The organism is Streptomyces sp. CT34 (assembly GCF_000805335.1).
Classification (GTDB): domain Bacteria; phylum Actinomycetota; class Actinomycetes; order Streptomycetales; family Streptomycetaceae; genus Streptomyces.
Genome location: NZ_KN708639.1, coordinates 1 through 16,668 on the forward strand (window position 1 = coordinate 1; position 16,668 = coordinate 16,668).

The following is a 16,668-nucleotide window of genomic DNA, read 5'->3' on the forward strand; positions in this document are numbered from 1 at the left end:
CCCGCGGAGCGGGTGGGGAGGCGCTCCGCGCCAACCCAGGGACGACGGGCCGCGCTGCGGCCCGTGCGGGCTGATCTACGTTGCAAACTAGAAACGCCATGGTCAGCGCGGCCAAAGACAAAAACGCAGCGACGCGGGGAGGGGGTGCCAGCCTCGCCCGGATTCCGGATTTCCCTTTCTCGAATTCCGTTTTCAATCCCGCTCCGCGTAATTGAAACCTGCTGGTCGTTCATTATCGCCCCACTTTCATATTCGCAATATCAGGATTCTTCTATTTGCTTGTGGTGCGATCCTCTCAGGGAATCTATTTCCCGTCAAGGCGCTTTCTGAGTGGATTCGTCAATTCATTTTCAGAAAGCTCCGGATCGCTTTCTGGGGCATATATCTGCATTCCCGTCTCTGTCATTGTCGCCTCGATCCTACGCCATTCCTGATGCTCAACTCGTCGGGTGGGTAGGAAGTCTTCTGCCTCATAGTTGTCGAGGGCTCGCCCTGCGGTCTCTCTTTCGCTCTCCTGCGCTTTGGCAGCAGCCTCGGAAATTGCTTCTGGCGTCATTCCGGTGGCTTGCTCGCGCACCCGGTACCGGTAGTACGCGATGGAGAGCGAGTCCAGGACCGTCGGCGTTCCGAGAGGTCGCAGCCAGCGTGCCGGGAGGCCGGTGTGGGTCAGGGTGGTGGGCAGCTCGACGGGCTCGCCGTCCGCGTCCTGGAGCAGGCCATGGATCTCGTACGTGGTGTCAGGGGGCAGTCCGAGGAGGTCGGCCTGCTCGCTGGTGAGGGGGAGCGCCACCTTGCTGGTCTTGAGCGTCTCGACGCCGTCGACGGAGGGCGGGCCTGGCGGGCCGGGGTCGACGGAGGTGACGGTCAGGTCGAAGCGCCGGCCGCGGTGGAGGTGCAGGCGCATGTAGGCGGCGTAGGTCTCGCGGTCGCGCGGCAGGCGGTCGCGGATCTCGCGGGGAAGGCGCTGGGGGACGCAGACCATGTAGGTCTCGCCGATCCGGATGTCCTGGGCTCGCATCGGTTCTCCGGCGTGCTGGGGCGCACCTGCCACGCTGGGGTGTCACGCCGGGTTCTGGGGGTTGAGTCTGTCTGTTCAGGTCAGAGCACGTGACAGGGGGCAGCGTGACAGTGCGCGTGACAGGCGGCGTGACACCCCCCTGGGGTGCCTGGCTCCAGGCTCCTCTTCGCGGTGGTCCGCCGCCAGGGTGCACCGCCGGGCCGTGGCCAGCGGGTGGTCTCGTTGCTCAGTGCCGGCTCCGTCTGCGGTGCAACGCGAGGGTGCAACGCAGAGCAGGATGCGGACTATTGGGCTATCCATGCAGGTCAAAGGTGTGTTGCACCGCGCGTTTCACTCTGCGTTTCACCGGCGGGCCCCGTCCACAGGCCGACAGGCGCCCGGCGGCGGTGGTGGGCAGGGTGGAGGCATGACTGATGCGTCCCGGCCCCATCCTCGCGTCGTGGTACATCCGCCGGCGCCTGGCGGCGGTCGCCGGGTTCATGCGGACGCCACGCTCCTTGGCATCGCCTACAACGTCGCGGACCTGCTGGAGTTCCTGCGCCGGGCTGGCTTGGACCCTGACGAGGTACGGCTGGACGGTCCGTTGATCGAGTGGCGCGGCGGCGGCCCGGACGTGTGGGGGACCGAGGTGGACTGAGGCACCGAGACGTGTGGCGGGGTGGTTCCACCGTGCGTTCCACCGTGCGTACCGTTGTGCGTTCCACCGTGGGTGCCACCCTGCGTACCACCGTGGGTACCAGGTGCCTCCGGACGGGCAGGTCATCGGTGCAGGTCACAGCTGGTGGGTATGCGTCTGGCCAGGCCGACACCTCTTCCTCAGCACCAGGAAGAGGCTGGTTTTCTGTACGGCGGCGGCCTGCGCCGGCTGGTGTGGAGAGCGGGATCATTGACTAGTCCGGTGACCTCACAGGCTCATAGGCTCACAGGTCGGCCCCACCACCTGGGGAAACAAGGGTTCAAGCTCACAGGCTCACAGGGTGGACGGCTGCTCTCCGTGGCCGCTGGGCGCCGCGGGGAGGCCGCGTCCGACCACAGGTGCGCGGAGGCCCCCAGCGGCCCTTGTGCGGGCTTCTGGGGGCCTTGCGCTGCTGCTTACGCCTCTACGTACGCCACCACGATGACGGTGCGCAAAGCCGTGACGTAGTAGATCACGGTGACGTCCTCCACCTCGTCGTCGTACCGCCACAGTGCCGGCTCGGAGTTGGGGATCTCCTCGCCCATCTCGGGGTCAGCGGAGAGAGCGGCCAAGGCGCGGTCGAGGGCGTGGACTTCGGGTCCGGATAGCTTGTTGATCTGTGCGATGGCGCTGTCGGTGAATCCGATCTTGGCGCGGCGCTTGCTGTGCTTGGCCATCAGGCGACGTTGCCTCGTTCTGCTGCGAGTTCGGCCAGGCGGCGGTCACGGACGATTTCCCACGGGGTGGTGGACTCCGCGGTGGGGAGGCCGTTGGCGGCAACGTCTTCGAGGAAGGCCGCGAGCTGTTCGGCGCTGGAGCGGGTCCGCTCGGCGTAGGCGCGGAGGGCGTCGGCGCCCTGGGTGGTGACCGGCTGGCGGTCGGGGGCCGGCTGCTGCTGGTCGCTCATAGCGGACTCCTGGCGGTGGTGTGGCGTCGGTCCACGGTAGCGGCGAGCTGATGCCCGGCGCTGCCCCTTCGCGAGTCAGGATCGGGGCCCGTTCGGGTTGTGTTCGGCTCGGCATCGGCGGGCTTGTGATGCTCGTCGTGCAGGCTGGCTGACATGAGCGTGCACAACGGCCGGAGTGACGACGCCGATGCGACGACGTGCCTCGACTGCGATGGCGCGGGCGGAGACCCGGATATCGGGACCTGCAAGACGTGCCGGGGCACGGGCGACGCCCCGCCGGGGACGCCTGACCCGTACTGCGAACCGTGCCGCGGCGACGGGTATCTGTACGGGGACCCCGGCTGTCCCTGCCGGGTCTGCAAGGGAACGGGGTTCAAGACGCTCGCGCCGTCACCGTGACGATGGGATGCACCTGCCGCCGGAGTAGTGGCACCGAATGCGAATAGGGCGGGCCCCCGGGGTTGAATCCGGGGGCCCGCCCTATTCGCGCCTATCAGAAGTTGAAATCCATTCGGTCGATGTCGGTGAAGTTGATTTCAGTGTAGGCGTTGTTTCCGCCGCCTTCCTGAATGTATTCGGTTTGCAGATATTCGCGGATGATGCGCATGGCTTCTTGTTCGTCCCCGTCTTCCAATGCCTGCCAGAGTGGAGTGGCGTAGGCGGGCGGGAGGGTTTCAGCGATGTTCCGCATTCGCCCGTCCGGTGTTTTCCTTCCGGATTGCGAGTTGCTGAATCCGATCTTCGCGCGTGCCGAAATCCGCACCGGGGCGTTCTTCGCCTCCTGGATGACCTTCTTCTGGAGTCGGGGCTTCGCGCCCGCGCGGACCTCGTTCTCCAGCTTCTGCGCGATGTGCTTGGGCGGGTTCTTCCGCTTGCCGCTGAGGTAGCGGTACACCGAGTCCGGCTTGATGCCGAGGCGTTCGGCGACGCGCTTGACCGCGCCGGCCTCGCCCCGCTTCTTCTTCTCCTCGCGCAGCAGCGCGGACGCCTGCCCCTTGACCGTCTTGGGGATGGCGGCCTGCTCCGGGGTGAGCTTGCTGTGTACGGCCTTGCGGAGTCCGTCGAAGAGCTTTCCCATGGTGACTCTCACTCCCCGTCGTCGAAGCGCTCGTTCTTCTGCGGCGCGATGTACTTGGCGGGGTTGGCCCCGTCTTCATGTGTCTTGACGTACCAGTCGAGGGAGCGTGCTCCCTCCAACTTCGCCCAGCCGGGCTGGACTCCAAGGCGGAAGGCCCCGGGCACCTGAGCGCCGTCCGGCTTACGCGGGATCAGCTCCAGCGGGGAGAGGCCGTGGGAGGGGTAGATGACGCAGTCGGAGTACGCGGCGAGCGGGGCCCGGCCGATCAGTGTGAGCATCTTGACCATCTTGCGGTGCTGGATGATGCGGGCGGTGGCGATGACCGAGGCGCGGATGTCCGGGCGCCACCAGGGCTTGTCGAGCTCCGGCCAGGGCTGGCCGGGCTGGTATCCGATGTAGCGGGCCGGGCTGCTGTTCAGCTTGCCGATGCCCGACTTAGCCGACTGCTTGATGGCGTCCAGAACGAGGCGCTCGATCGGGTCGCCTTCGCCCGCGTTGTAGCGCTCCATCGCCTCCAGGAAGGCTTCCGGCTGCATGTCCTCGGTGACACCGAGGTTGGCCATCGTGGCCTTGTACGCGGTGGCGAGGCGTTCGTTCCACGGGTCGAGCCAGCCGCCGGTGAGTGGGGTGCGCAGCCATGCCTCGATCGGTTCCACCGGGATGCCGAGCTTGCGGGCGTAGTCGACGGTCTGGGTGGTGTACCAGGCGGGGCCGGTCGGCGGGAGGCCGCTTGGGGTGAAGGGGTTGGGCAGGCGCGGGTCGAGCGGGTTGATCTGGCCTTCGGGCAGGCGGCGGACGAGGTCGTTGTAGGCGCCTGAGAAGTCCAGGCGCCAGGCGCCGGGGGTCTTCGGGTTGAAGGCCGGGCGGACGTGGTGGACGGGGTCGCTGTCGCCGACCAGGAGGCGGGAGGAGCAGCTCAGGAAGCTGGTGTTGGTGTCGAGGCCGATGCAGTTGGTGAAGTCGCGCTCGGGGCCGTGGAGGTCGCGGTGCCAGCTCCATGCCTCTTCGCGCATCACGCTGTCGGCGGGCCGGTCGTTGCCGTAGAGCTCGTAGACGATGGGGTGTTCGTCGCGGGCCTCGCACGGGGCCGGCTGCCGGGGCTGGGTGAGGGAGCCTTCGACGGGGCCGGAGACGTAGGTCTCGGTGACTTCGCCCGTGGTCTCGTCCGTCGTCTCCACCTTCACCGGGCGGGTGGCCGGGCGCAGTTGGAGCATGAGCTCCAGGCCGCTGGTGGCCATCGTGCCGCGCGGGGCGATGACGCGGTCGGCGTAGGTGCCGAGTGCGCGGGCGATGTCGGCGGGGGCGGTGTCGTCGTCCATGTACCAGCCGGAGGCGGCGTCCAGGGCGCCCCAGGGGACGATGGCGAGCTGGACGCAGATGCGGCGGCCGTCCTGGACCGGCTTGTATATGCGCGGCCACGGGCCGAAGCCGCGCTTGGTGAGGGTCCAGCCTGCCTTGGTGAGGGCCTTGATGACCTTGTGGCCCGGTTCGAGGCGCAGGCCGTCGCGGTCTTCGAGGTCGGCGGGGAGGCCCATCTTCTTCGTGGCCGACGCGGTGAGGATGACCAGCGGGTCGGCGTCGTTGCCCCACTTGTGGAGGCGGCGCTGTCCGAGTCCGGCGTCGAGCGCCCACTTGATGAGGGTGGGGATGCTGCGGGCCGGGCAGTCGAGAGTGCGGCCGTCCACGAGGTGCGCGAGGAGCTGGCCGTCGTCGGTGAGGTCGAGGACCGCGAGCGGGCCGTTGGGGTAGGTCGCGTCGGCGGCCGGGGCCGGCTGCTGGCGCGGCGGGACCGGCGGGGCCGGGTGAACTTCGGGACGCGGGGAGGGGGTCGGCTCGGGCGCGGCGGCCTGGGTGGGGATCGACGGCGCAGCCGGGGGCGTGGCGGGTGCCGGCTGCTGGGCGAGGTGCGGGAGCTGAGAGTTGAGGTGGGCGAATTCCGGGTTGGTGTAGCCCTGGTCGCACCGGTACAGGCCGGGGAGTTCGGTGTGGGCCCACTGCCCGTCGGCGTTGCGGGCCGTCGTCGGGTACCCGCAACGCACGCAGGTGCCCTTGGGGACGTCGTTGATGATCGCGGCCATGGCGTCGTCCTCCTCTTCGGAGCTGTAGCCGTTGGTGGTGGCAGGCCCCGTCATGGGGCTGTCGGCGTTGGGGATCGGGGAGTTTGCAGGGGCGGTGATGGCGGGCGCGTCCGCCGCGACGCCGTTCTTCTGGGCGATGACGTCAAAGAGCGTCGTCTCGGTCATCTGGTTCTCGTGTGCCGTGGCGGAGGGTTCCGTGCCGGAAGGCTGATCGTCTCCGTCGTTGCCTCCCCCGCCGTTGCCTCCGTCGGGGCCGGGGTCGGGGTTCCCGGATTCGGGGAGGTCCCAGACCAGCTCTGCCTTGATCAGGAGGAGGCGCGGGTTGTCGTCGCCGACGCGGATCTGGTGGACGGCGACGCGCGCCTTCTGGACGTCATTGCGGATGGTCAATCCGGCCTTGAGGAGAGTGTCGGGGAGGGTGCGCTGTCCGATGCCCTGGACCCGGGTGTCGGAGGACGCCTTGAGAAGCGTGTGGAGCTGGATCGTCTTCACGCCGAAGGCCGGGCCCTTGTCGGGGAGCCAGTAGAAGGCCGGGCCCTTGCCCTCCCAGTTGTCCGAGCCGTCCTTCATCTTGACGACGCCCTGGACCTGTTCGACCTCCCCCGGGACGGCGGGGCCGATGACGCCCTTCTCGTCCCGGACGTGGGCACGTCCGGTCGACAGCGCCTGGCGGATGACTTCCACCACGGCGGTGCTCAGGTCGTCCTGGGCAACGTGCTGGTCGTCCATCACCCGGGCCTGCCGGGCGAGGGATGCCGCGAGCGGGGCGGCGACGACGTCGATCATGTCGCCCATCTCCAGGCCGGTGACAGCGGCCAGCAGGCCGAAGCCCGCGAGCATCGCGGCGGCGGCGGTGACGACGCCGTCCATGGTGCCGCTGGACTCGGGGAGTTCGGCCTCGATGTACGGGATGAACCGCTTGAGGGCCTGCGTTTCGAGGTCCGCGAGGTAGGCGTCGGGGTCCTCGATGCCGTGGAGGTGGGCAATGATCCGGTCTCCGAGGGTGCGCAGCGGCACGGAGAGGGCCGCGCCGCCTCCGTCGCGGTACCAGCGCCAGTCGACTTCGCCGCCTTCGCGGGAGAGGTAGATGACGACCGAGCGGCGATACAGGGACTCCTGCATGGAGATCGGCAGCATCTGGGCGGCGACGACCGGGATGGAGCGGATGTAGTTGCCGGGCTTGGAGGTCAGGTCGCGGTTACGGCGGCCCCGGATCTCGGTGAGGTTTCCTCCGGCGCGCAGCACCAGTTCGAGCTTCTTCTCCATCTCCCGGACTTCCATGGCGGGCGAGGCCCGGGTGAGGGCGACGTCGTCCAGGAGGCTGGGGGTGTCGCCCTCGAAGTCGATCGCACACTCGATGTCGGTGATCGTGCTGTTCATGCCCTTGGTCACCACGGGCGGCCACGCCTTGGGGCGCGGGGTGAGGACGAGGCTGCGGCCGGTGTTGGCCGCCTGGGTCTTGCCGCTGTTGGGCTCTGCGTCGAAGACGAGCGAGGACGGGACGGGCCGCAGGGTGTAGCCGAGGGAGCGGGCTCCAGCGCCCAGGCCCATGAAGGAGGCCCATCCGTGGGCGGCGATGCTCCCGATCGCCGTGCGGCATTCGACGTCGTCGGCGGTGCGCTTGAGGGGTTCGGCGGCGCGGCGCAGGGGTTCGGGGGCTCCGATGACCTGGACGAAGCGGCCTTCGGGGAAGGTGCGGCCGTCGGCGAAAACGTAGGTGCGGCCGACGTCAGGCAGGGTGTGCCACCCGGTCCGGGTGACGACCGGGATGCGCGGCATCTTCTTGCCCTGCGTTTCGACGCAGTTGAGGAGCGCCTCGCGCACCGGCTTGGAGCCGGTGCCGACCGCGTCGGGGAACGCGTCCCAGGCTTCGCCGGTGCGCAGGTCTGCGAGGGAGACGGTGGCGGTGTCAGCGCCGACGCGGAAGGTGAAGTACTTCGCCCCGGGCTTGCCGTCGTCCTTCATCAGCACCAGGCGCTCTTCGAGGATGGGTGCCCAGCTCAGTTCCCTGCCCCAGGTGCGGTTCTCGCCCCGGCCGGAGGACTTCCACATCGTGCCGTCGCGGCCTGTGGTGGTGGAGTAGCGCCAGCCGGAGGAGCCTTCGACCGCGAAGCCCGGCGGGGGCTCCTGGCCGGGCTCGGGGGCGTCGCGGTCTTCCGCCTCCTGCGTGTCGGTGTCGGGGGCTGCGGGCTCCTGGGTCGGGTCGGCGGCCGGCGGCTGGGCCTCCTGCGGGTCCGAGATGGCCGGGGTCGCCGGGCCGGTGAGGCCGGTGGAGGCGAGGTCTTCAGTGGGGACGTCGACGGCGTCCGCGACGCTGTGTCCGGCGGCGAAGTGGTCGGAGGCATCGGCCTTCGGCGTTTCGACGGCCGGGTAGACGATGCGCAGGTCGATGGTGACGCCGGTGCCGGTGCGGGTCGGCTCTGCGTGCAGGACGCCGCCGGAGGTGAGCAGCTGGTTGGCGATGTATCCGGCGTGCAGGAGTCCAGCCGGATCGCGGTCTGCCCAGATGACGACGGCGCGGGCGCCGCGCAGCTGCTCGGTGTGCATCGGCAGCCACTTGTCGCCGGTGCCGGAGTCGGCGCCGAACGGCGCGGACACGGCGATCTCACCGGCGGCCGTGAGGGCTTCCTGGTCGCCTTCGCCTTCGCAGATGTGGATGGTGCGGCCCGCCTCGATGGCGGCGGCCAGCTCCGGGGTGCCGTACAGCGGGACGCCGTCGGCGGGCTTGCCGTTGGGGTAGGCGGTGCGGAACGTCTTCTCGTTGCAGCCGTCGACGGCGCACCGCTTGCGGTGGATGCGGGCGACGATCGTGCCGATGGTGTCGGGGTAGGTGTGGGTGCGCTCGTGCTTGAAGTCGTGGTCGTGGTCGGCCTTGGGCTTCGGCTCGCTGGTGCGGCGACGCCGGGCGGGCACGGTCTTCGCCGTGGCCGGGGCGCTGCGACGCGGGGAGGGGGTGGTGGTGCCGCGTCGTTCGGCGAATTCCGGGGAGAGGCCGTCGAACATGTCGGCGCGCCGCAGGCCGAGGGCTTCGAGGATCGTGTCGAATGTGCAGCCGGAGGCGGCGTGGCACTTGAGGAACATGGCGCCGGACCGGTCGGCCGTGCCGGGCTTCCAGTCTCCGGAGAGGCTGGCGTCGGCGTCGTCGTGGGACGGGCAGCAGGCGTCCAGTCCCGACTCGCCACGGGCCCGCGGCTTGCATCCGGCGGCCTCCAGCGCGGTGAAAGCGCGCTCGTAGGAGGAGCGGTCGGAGGCCGCGGAACGGGTGACGAGGGTGAGCGTTGTCACTGAGCACCACCGCCGGAGATCGACACGGGCGGGGTGACATTCAGGACATTTGAAATGTGTGAGTAGTGGATGGCCGAAGCCATGGGTACCCTTCCAAACGACGAGTGAGCCGTCACCTGCACCATCAACGGTTGATAAGGCCGTCGTCCGGGTCTGATAAACCCGGCGGGGAGCAGGTAGCGGCGATTGGTGGCGAGGGCCCGGAATCTCTTGGCAGGGAGCCGGGCCTTTGTCGTACCTGGAGTCAGGCGGCAGTTATCGCGCTGGCTTCCTCCTGCCGGTCGCTGACGATCGTCTCCACCAGATCCTGCAGTTCGTGCATGGCGGCCAGGAACGACTTCGGGTCGCGGGCGATGGCTCGGGCCGATGTGGCGTTCAGCAGCCCGACGGACAGCGCCATGGCCATGCGTCGGCCGTTCTCCGGAGAGATGCCGCGTCGTACGCCGTGCCCGGGAACGCCGGCTGTCGTTGCGATGGACTGCGCAGTCGGCCTCGACACGGCGCCGGACATGCGGGCGATCTCCGCGAAGGTGACTCCCTGCCGTTGATCCGGTCCACGGCCCGAGGTCGGCGGTCGCTCTCCAGAGCGCATTGACGTCTCCCCATCGTTCCACAGAAAACTGACTAGCCAACAACTTACACGACACCAACGCCTCGTGGATCACGACTCGCCACTCCACTCAAAATTCGTCACATGAGATACGGCGGCAGGCCCGGCGCCGCGGAGGCGACCGGGCCTGCCCAGCAGGTCAGTTGGGAACGGCGGCGCCCTCCCTGGTCCGGATCGGCATCAGCACGAACCGCAGCCCGTCACCGTCGGCCGCCTCCACGAGCAGCGGCTTGTGGGGCGAGATCATCTGCAGCCGCAGGACACGGGACTTGAGTGCCTTCAGGCCCCCGAGCAGCAGCTCCGGGTTGAACGCGGCGCGCATCCCTTCGCCCTGCACCTGGCGGGCATCGAGCGTGTCGCTCAGGCGGGTGCTGTCGCCGTTGCCGCCGTACAAGTGCAGGCGCCGGGTGTCTGGGTTGACCGTGAGCGTCATCGGCACGTGGCGTTCCATCAGGAGCGTCATCCTGGTGACGGCCGCGCGCAGGACCCGGGCGTCCACGTCGACCCTGACCACGTAGCTGTCGGGGTCGGGCAGGATGCTGTTCAGCTTCTTGCCGGTCGGGTAGCCGCCGGGCCGCAGCTGCCGCATGCTGACCGTCCGGCCGTCGTCGCTGGCGATGGTCAGCGGCTCTCCCGGCTTGTCGGTGACGGCGAGCGTCACCGTCTGGCACCGCGAGAACTCCCGGGCGACCCGCTTCAGCGCCGTGGCCGGGACCAGATGCCGGACCGGGGAGACTTTTCGGTGGGCGTCGGCGAACGGGATCTGCCGCAGAGCCATGCGGTGTCGGTCAGTGGCGGTCAGGCTCAGGTTCCGACCGGCCAGTTCGAGGTTGATGCAGGTGAGCATCGGGAGCGTCTCGTCCTGGCCGGCGGCGAAGGCCACCTGTGCCACGGCCTTGGCGAACTCGCCGCCATCCACGCGCCGCACGGTCGTCTTGGTGGCCGTGTGCGGGGCCGGGTACTCCTCCACGGGCAGCACGGCCATCTCCAGCTGAGTGCCACCGAAGGTGAGCAGGCACCGGCCGCCGTCGACGGTCAGTTCCACCTTCCCCGTACCGGGCAGGGCGAGGGCCAGGTCGCGCAGCATACGGCCGGGCAGGACCGCGGTGCCGGCCTCGCGTACCTCGGCCTGCACCGTGGCGGTGGCGGCGGTCTCCATGTCGTGGGCAGTCAGCACCACTTCGCCGGTGTCGCGGGCCGTCAGGTGGATGCCGTACATGACGGGCATCGGTGCGTCCGACGGGAGGCGGCGGCCCACGAACCGCAGGGCCTGGGCGAGGGTCTGGGTGTTGACGATGAGCTTCATGCGGTGCTCCTTGGCGTGGTGGAGTGATGCGGGGAGGGGGTGACGGCGGCGACCTGGGCGCGCAACTGCGTGTCGGGGATCCACAGGCCCAGGCGGCCCTTCGCGGTCACCGGCGTGGTCAGCGGCACGGCGTCCGCGATTTCCCAGTGCCAGGCGCCTTTGAAGGCCCAGGTGCTGCACGAGCAGTCGCACTCGTGGTGGGCGCCGGTCAGGCGGGCGACCGCGATGACCGCGCCGGTCACGCCCGGTAGGTCATCGCGGCTGGGCAGTTGGGCGTAGGCGTCCGGGTCGGGGCGCAGTCCGGCCTGGATGTACAGGACGCCCGTGTACGTGGTGCGGCGACTGCGGTTCTCAATGTCCTTACCGAGGTAGGCCAGGGCGTCGGCCCATGGCTGCCGCACGGTCAGCACGCGCACGGCATCGGGCTCGGTGATCGGTGCCATCAGACGGCCCTCCCGGTCAGCAGGGCCGACAGGCGGCGGGGCAGGGTACGGCGTCCGCGACGGCCGCGGCCCTTGACCTCGTACATGCGGACGTCGGCGGCTCCCAGCGCGGTGGACGCGGACGGCTGCGGCAGGTCGGCGATACGGATGGCGCCGACGGAGGCGGTGAACTTCAGCGGGCCGCCCGGCCACGGCACGGGCTGTGCCAGGGCGCGGGCCAGACCGCTGGTGAACGTCTCCAGGTCGTTCGTGGTGGCGGCGACGGCGAACTCGTCCCCGCCGAGCCGCGAGCACACCGTGTGGGCGCCGCCGTGATGCTCGATGTAGTCGGCCAGACGGGCCCCGGTCGCCTTGAGGGCGGCGTCGCCGGCGTCATGGCCGAAGGTGTCGTTGACGGGCTTGAAGCCGTCCAGGTCGCACAGGATGACGGTGTTCACCCGGCGCTGTCGGATCAGCCGGTCGGCGCGGCGCATCCAGGTGCGGCGGTCCCACAAGCCGCTGATGGGGTCGTGGCGTTCGGCGTTGAGCCGACGGTGCAGCAGGGCGGCGTGGGCGACCCATCCGGCGGCGGGTATCGCGGCGGCGAGGATGGCCTCGTACATCACCGCACCTCCCCGCGGGGCACGACGACGGCGAACTGGTCGCCGCGGGGGATGTAGTGGACGTGGGCGCCAAAGCCGTGCTGGCTGGCCGCGCGGTCGGCGTCGAGGCCGGCGCGGGCGTTTCCCCCGGGAAACACGGCGATCCGGTCGGAGGGGCGGCCGTCGCACTCCGAGCACCAGGAGCTGATGCCGGTCTGCGTTCCCGCGACGGTTGCGGGCGGGGCCTTGAGTGTGGTCATCTCGGGTCTGCTCCTTGTTGGGGTGTTGGGGCGTGCGCTCGGCTTCGTAGGCGGGAGGGCACGCCCCTTCCGCATGTGCGGAGTCGGGAAGTTCGGTCAGTCGCCGTGAAGCCCGGAGCTGCGGTTCATGGAGGTCCTCTCGGTCGGCGTCCGGGGCCTGCGCGCGGCCCCGGACAAGCTGATCAGCTCGGGCCTGTGGACAGATTTCGGCGATCAGCCGGTGACCTGTGGACGGGTGGCCACGGCGCGGGCCTGCTCGTCGGTGAGGTAGGCGAGGGCGATCTGGCGGCCGTCGGTGCCGGGGGTCCGCAGGACGCCGGCGCCGCGGTAGGTGCGCTGCAACCGCGGGTCGATGCCCATGTGCTGCGCCAACACCCGCTCGTTCTTGCCCAGGAGCAGGGCCGTTGCGGTCTCCCGGACCTGGCCCGGACTGCCCAGGTGGTTGAGGACGCCGCGTCCGGCCTTGCCCAGGACCAGGTGCATGCCGGCGGCCCGGCCGGCGAGCAGGATGCGCGGCAGCAGCTGCACCGCGGCCAGCAGTTCGGTGTCCTTCATGTACCGGGCGTGCGCGATCATGTCCGCCAGGTCGTCGACGGCCAGCAGGCGGCGCGGGCCGCTCGTGCCCGCCTTCAGCCGCTGCTCCATCTCCGCGTAGACGGACCGGATCGCGGCGCTGAATGCGTCCACGCCCTTGGTGAGGTCGACACCGGGCACGCCCTCGAACGTGGCGAAGCAAACGCGCTTCGGGGCGATGACGTTCACCGTGCCGCCGGTCGCCACGGTGTGCGCGGTGATCAGGCGGAGCAGCGAGCTGACTCCGCTCCCGCATCCGCCCGCGATGGCCAGGTGCGGGTACAGGTCGAGGTCGAGGGTGATCGGGCGGCTGGTGGACGGGTCAACGCCCAGCGGGAGCAGCTGCTTGTGGTGCGGGTCCGGGGTGTACGGGACGGTCATGGGTTCCTCATCTCGGGTCGGGTTGAGCTGGGCGGTCATGTTCTGCGGGAAACCGGACACCTCAGTCGCCGGAGCGTTCGGCGAGGGCGGCGGCGCGCTCCAGGAGCTCCAGGACCGCGCCGACCGTGGGGGCGGCGATGTTGTTGTGGACGGCGATGTCGAGCTGGCGTCGTACGGCGGCCGGGTCGATGCCTTCGCGGCGGGCGCTCTGCTCCAGACGCTCCATGTACGCGGCGGGCGGCTGGGCGTAGGGGGCCGGGTCGGCCATCGCGGCGCGGATGTGAAGGTGGGAGCGGGTGATGGTGTCGGCATTGGCCGGGGCTGCCAGAAGGGCGCCGAGGATGCAGTGCGCGCCGCTGGTGGAGCGCAGCTGGCCGCGGCACCATCCGCCGGTGGCCAGCGCGGCGGCGGCTCGGCGGATGTGGACGCTGGCCTGTTCGGCAGGGCGCAGGTGGCGGCGGGTGATGCGGTCCATCAAGGAGGGGCGGACCGCGAGTTGGGCTGCGGCCGTGGCCCGCTCACTGCGCTCCACCTCGGCAAGGCCGGCGGCCACCAGGGCGGCGATGTCGATTCCGCTCTCGGGAGCGGCGACGGGCGACGCGGGAGAGGGGGTGGCCGGGGCGGCGGTTTCGGTGCGCGCCTTGAGCCATGCCTCTACCTCGTCGGCCAGGAGTTGGGTACTGGACTCGATCTGGAGGAGCGCAGCGGTCATGATGGGGGTCTCCGGTTCTCTGTAGCGGGTTCCGGGGCCCGGGGCGGCCGGCTTCCTTTGCCGGGTGACGGCCGCCCCGGGGCGGAGTCAGCCGAGGGTCACGTCCAGGACGTTGATCGGGCGGGTCGGGTCGTTGAGGACCAGGACCGCGTCGCGGCGGTGCCGGACGGCGTTCAGGTCGCCGGCCTCCAGCAGGGCCAGGCACCGCGCCTCGCGCGAGACGGTCGCCTCCACGACGACGCACTGCCAGCCCTTCGCGCCGGTGTCCTTGTGCTGGATCGGGATGTCGACTCGGTACTTCATCGCAGTTCTCCTTCTTCCTTGTGTCAGGCCGCGACGGGTTCGTCGGCCTGGTCCTGGTCGCCGTCCTCCTGGCCCTCGTCGGCGCCTTCGTCGGCGGCCGGGAGCGTGCCGTGGGCGGCGCGGTTGAGGTAGGTCAGCAAGTCGTTGGCGACCTCGGCCGCGTCGTCCAGGCGGTTGGCGAGGTCGTCGAGGTCGTGGGCCTGGGCGGCGGTGACCAGCGACTCGATCAGCACGGCGATGTCGGCGACCTGGCCGCGGGCGGTGAGGGTCAGCGCCTGGAAGTCGGCTGGCTCCCGCAGCTGGCGGGTGGCCTGGACTGCGGCGGCGTCCGACAGCGTGAACGCGCGGTCGGTCTGCGCGTCGAGGTGCCGGATCAGGTCTTCCGGGGCGGTGTACGCGGTGGCGGTGAGCAGCTGCTGGACGGTCATGCGGATCTCCTCCGGGAGTTGGTGTGCGGTGGGTTGGTGGGCGGGCGGACTAGGTGTCCGCCCGCGCGGACAGGTCACAAGCCGCGGATGCGGAAGCCGCGCAGGGCGACGATGGACAGCAGGCCCCAGGCCAGGGCGGTCAGGCCGGTGGCGACCTCGCGGCCGGTGGCCGGGGCGCCGCTCCAGACCATCCAGGCGGTGCCGGCGCCGACGACGCCCCAGGCGAAGCGGGCGCCGAAGGAGGTCGTCGCCCAGGACAGGAAGCCGGTGACGAGGACCGCGAGTTGCCAGGCGGCGTACGCGGTGGCGGAGCCCGCGGCGAGGCCGCGGGTGTGGCCGGCCAGGTAGGTGCGGACCGGCTCGGTGATCGTGGCCAGCAGGCCGGTGTGGGAGCGGGCGCCGGTGTCGACGTGGACGTGGCTGATCAGCGAGGCCAGCGCGACGATGCTCTTGAGGAGGACGGTCAGCAGCGTGCCGCCGACCCAGACAACGACCAGGAGGGCGAGACCACCCAGGGCCGCTTTGATCCAGTCGTCGGTCTCCTTCCAGCCGCCCTTGACCGCGCGCCGCAGGTCATCGCCGCGGTCGGTCAGCCACTCCCCCACGCTGTCCTTCGCCCGGAGCAGCTGCTCCACGGCGGCGGCCGTCGTGGTCTTCGCCGTGGCGGGGGTGTCCTCGATGAGGGCGCCGGGCAGCTGCTGGAGCTGGTGGACGTTCGTGTTCTGGTCCTGCTGGCCGGGCTGTTCGGTGGTCACAGTGCTGATCTCCTTCGAAAGCGTCTGCTGCGGTGGTTCTTTGCGTCGGGTACGGGCTGGGCGATGGGTGGCGGTCAGGGCTTGCGGCTGGTCTCGCGGGCTTCGGCCTCGGCGAGAATCCGGTCGATCTTTTGCTTCTGGCGGGGGGTGAGGTTGCCGCGGCGCAGCGCCGCGAAGAGGGCGGTGCCGAGGATCCGGGCGGCTTCGGTGTGGTTGACGTAGTCCGTGTCGTTGATGCGCATCGGGCTTCCCTTCGGTGGCGGCCGGCCTTCGCCGGGCGCGCTGGTCAGTGGTCGAGGCAGGCGGTTGGCGGGTGCCGGTCGTCCTCGCCGAAGCCCGGAGCCAAAGCGCCGGGAATCAGCGGGGGTGACCGGTCAGAAATTCAGCGATCCGACCCAGTTGAAGAAATTGGTAAGCCCTTCGGCGATCGTGGGGCCGATGGCGGAATGGGCCACGTAGAAGCCGAATACACCGGCAACGAGGAGCTGCCAGAACTTCATGGCGCCGGTCTTGAGGCAGGCGGCGCAGATCAGGGCCAGGAGTATGACGATCGAGACGTTAGCCATTTCTCGTTCCCCGCTTTTCGTCCGTTTTCGGGATGGAGGTATCCCGGGTGTGGATCAGATGGGTTCTTGATTTCCTTGGGTGGCGGCCCGGCCGGTGATATCCGGGCCGCCGATCCAAGGGTTTTACTTACTTGCTGGCGACTTCCTTGACTCCCGTGCGGGGGAGTTTCGCCTGCCAGCGCTTGAGGTCCCTGGGCCACCAGGCGGGGTAATTCCCGACCTGGAAGGTGCCCGGGATGTCTTCGCCTTCGCGCTTCTTGTACCGGCTGCGCGCCTTGACGAAGGCGTCCTTGCCCTTGTCGCCCTCGTAGCCGAGGAAGGCGGCTGCGGCCTCGTTGCCAACGATCGGCTCCGGCTCCGTGCTGGGCTTGATGAGGGGGATCACGACCCCGTCCTCACTCCCATGGACGTCACTTTCAGTGACTACCTGACTTGTACCGTTACTGACGGTTTTGTCCATGGACTGTCCATGGACACTCCCCTGGTGATCGCCAAGGGTGGACACTTCTTCCTTCACCATGGACACCGGCTCCGGAAGCGCCTCAGCCTCACGCTCCGCAATCGAGACGTAGGCCGGCGGGGCGACCGGCGAGCGGCCGTTGAGCGCGTAGGCGCGGGCCTCGCCCTCCTCCACGAACACGAGCTGACACACGCGCTCCGACCCGCCGATCACCACGATCGCCCGACCGTTGTGGCGGCCGGGCCTCG

General features: G+C 69.7%; 19 protein-coding genes. 1 reads left to right on the forward strand and 18 read right to left on the reverse strand.

Annotation, left to right across the window (positions count from 1 at the left end):
- Positions 1-304 precede the first annotated feature (304 nt).
- Positions 305-1,018 (reverse strand): hypothetical protein, encoded by a 714-nt coding sequence (locus tag RZ84_RS34600; protein ID WP_043271912.1) that lies wholly within the window; start codon positions 1,016-1,018, stop codon positions 305-307.
- 406 nt (positions 1,019-1,424) lie between these two features.
- On the opposite strand from RZ84_RS34600, the gene RZ84_RS34605 reads away from it, so the two are divergent.
- Positions 1,425-1,655 (forward strand): hypothetical protein, encoded by a 231-nt coding sequence (locus RZ84_RS34605; protein WP_043271915.1) that lies wholly within the window; start codon positions 1,425-1,427, stop codon positions 1,653-1,655.
- 455 nt (positions 1,656-2,110) lie between these two features.
- Here RZ84_RS34605 and RZ84_RS34610 read toward each other — a convergent pair whose 3' ends face one another.
- The 17 genes from RZ84_RS34610 to RZ84_RS40060 form a co-directional block, all read right to left on the reverse strand.
- The gene (locus RZ84_RS34610; RefSeq protein ID WP_043271917.1) at positions 2,111-2,371 is read right to left on the reverse strand and encodes a hypothetical protein; all 261 of its coding nucleotides are present in this window, start codon (positions 2,369-2,371) and stop codon (positions 2,111-2,113) included.
- Entirely contained in the window at positions 2,371-2,601 is a 231-nt protein-coding gene (locus RZ84_RS34615) for a hypothetical protein (protein ID WP_043271919.1), read from the reverse strand. The genes RZ84_RS34610 and RZ84_RS34615 overlap by 1 nt, the downstream gene beginning before the upstream one ends.
- Before the next feature lie 493 nt (positions 2,602-3,094).
- Positions 3,095-3,679: a telomere-protecting terminal protein Tpg gene (locus RZ84_RS34620; RefSeq protein ID WP_043271921.1), complete on the reverse strand. Its 585-nt coding sequence runs from the start codon at positions 3,677-3,679 to the stop codon at positions 3,095-3,097.
- An 8-nt stretch (positions 3,680-3,687) separates the two neighbouring features.
- Complete coding sequence (locus RZ84_RS35425; RefSeq protein WP_052230627.1) at positions 3,688-9,042, reverse strand: telomere-associated protein Tap; 5,355 nt, start codon at positions 9,040-9,042, stop codon at positions 3,688-3,690.
- 244 nt (positions 9,043-9,286) lie between these two features.
- Positions 9,287-9,448 (reverse strand): hypothetical protein, encoded by a 162-nt coding sequence (locus RZ84_RS39425; protein ID WP_157878999.1) that lies wholly within the window; start codon positions 9,446-9,448, stop codon positions 9,287-9,289.
- 343 nt (positions 9,449-9,791) lie between these two features.
- The gene (gene dnaN, locus RZ84_RS34630; RefSeq protein ID WP_043271923.1) at positions 9,792-10,958 is read right to left on the reverse strand and encodes a DNA polymerase III subunit beta; all 1,167 of its coding nucleotides are present in this window, start codon (positions 10,956-10,958) and stop codon (positions 9,792-9,794) included.
- A complete protein-coding gene (locus RZ84_RS34635; RefSeq protein WP_052230628.1) occupies positions 10,955-11,401 on the reverse strand; it encodes an ASCH domain-containing protein in 447 nt (148 codons plus the stop codon). The genes dnaN and RZ84_RS34635 overlap by 4 nt, the downstream gene beginning before the upstream one ends.
- On the reverse strand, positions 11,401-12,003 hold the full coding sequence (locus RZ84_RS35430) for a GGDEF domain-containing protein (RefSeq protein ID WP_052230629.1): 603 nt from the start codon (positions 12,001-12,003) through the stop codon (positions 11,401-11,403). The genes RZ84_RS34635 and RZ84_RS35430 overlap by 1 nt, the downstream gene beginning before the upstream one ends.
- Positions 12,003-12,242 carry a hypothetical protein gene (locus RZ84_RS34645; RefSeq protein ID WP_043271925.1) on the reverse strand — a complete coding sequence of 80 codons (240 nt, stop codon included), beginning with the start codon at positions 12,240-12,242 and terminating at the stop codon, positions 12,003-12,005. Before RZ84_RS34645 ends, RZ84_RS35430 begins: the two co-directional genes overlap by 1 nt.
- Positions 12,243-12,455: 213 nt before the next feature.
- A complete protein-coding gene (locus RZ84_RS34650; RefSeq protein ID WP_157879000.1) occupies positions 12,456-13,196 on the reverse strand; it encodes an FtsK/SpoIIIE domain-containing protein in 741 nt (246 codons plus the stop codon).
- 61 nt (positions 13,197-13,257) lie between these two features.
- On the reverse strand, positions 13,258-13,908 hold the full coding sequence (locus RZ84_RS34655; protein WP_043271929.1) for a DUF6197 family protein: 651 nt from the start codon (positions 13,906-13,908) through the stop codon (positions 13,258-13,260).
- 87 nt (positions 13,909-13,995) lie between these two features.
- Positions 13,996-14,211 (reverse strand): hypothetical protein, encoded by a 216-nt coding sequence (locus RZ84_RS34660; RefSeq protein ID WP_043271931.1) that lies wholly within the window; start codon positions 14,209-14,211, stop codon positions 13,996-13,998.
- A gap of 23 nt (positions 14,212-14,234) precedes the next feature.
- Positions 14,235-14,639, reverse strand: a complete 405-nt coding sequence (locus tag RZ84_RS34665) for a hypothetical protein (RefSeq protein ID WP_043271933.1) — start codon at positions 14,637-14,639, stop codon at positions 14,235-14,237.
- A gap of 74 nt (positions 14,640-14,713) precedes the next feature.
- Positions 14,714-15,394, reverse strand: coding sequence for a hypothetical protein (locus RZ84_RS34670; protein WP_052230630.1), 681 nt, complete (start codon positions 15,392-15,394; stop codon positions 14,714-14,716).
- A gap of 74 nt (positions 15,395-15,468) precedes the next feature.
- Positions 15,469-15,636, reverse strand: a complete 168-nt coding sequence (locus RZ84_RS39430; RefSeq protein WP_157879001.1) for a hypothetical protein — start codon at positions 15,634-15,636, stop codon at positions 15,469-15,471.
- 132 nt (positions 15,637-15,768) lie between these two features.
- A complete protein-coding gene (locus RZ84_RS34675) occupies positions 15,769-15,960 on the reverse strand; it encodes a hypothetical protein (protein ID WP_043271934.1) in 192 nt (63 codons plus the stop codon).
- Positions 15,961-16,087: 127 nt separating this feature from the next.
- Positions 16,088-16,668: hypothetical protein (locus tag RZ84_RS40060; protein ID WP_206743104.1), on the reverse strand; the 581-nt coding region annotated here is incomplete at its 5' end.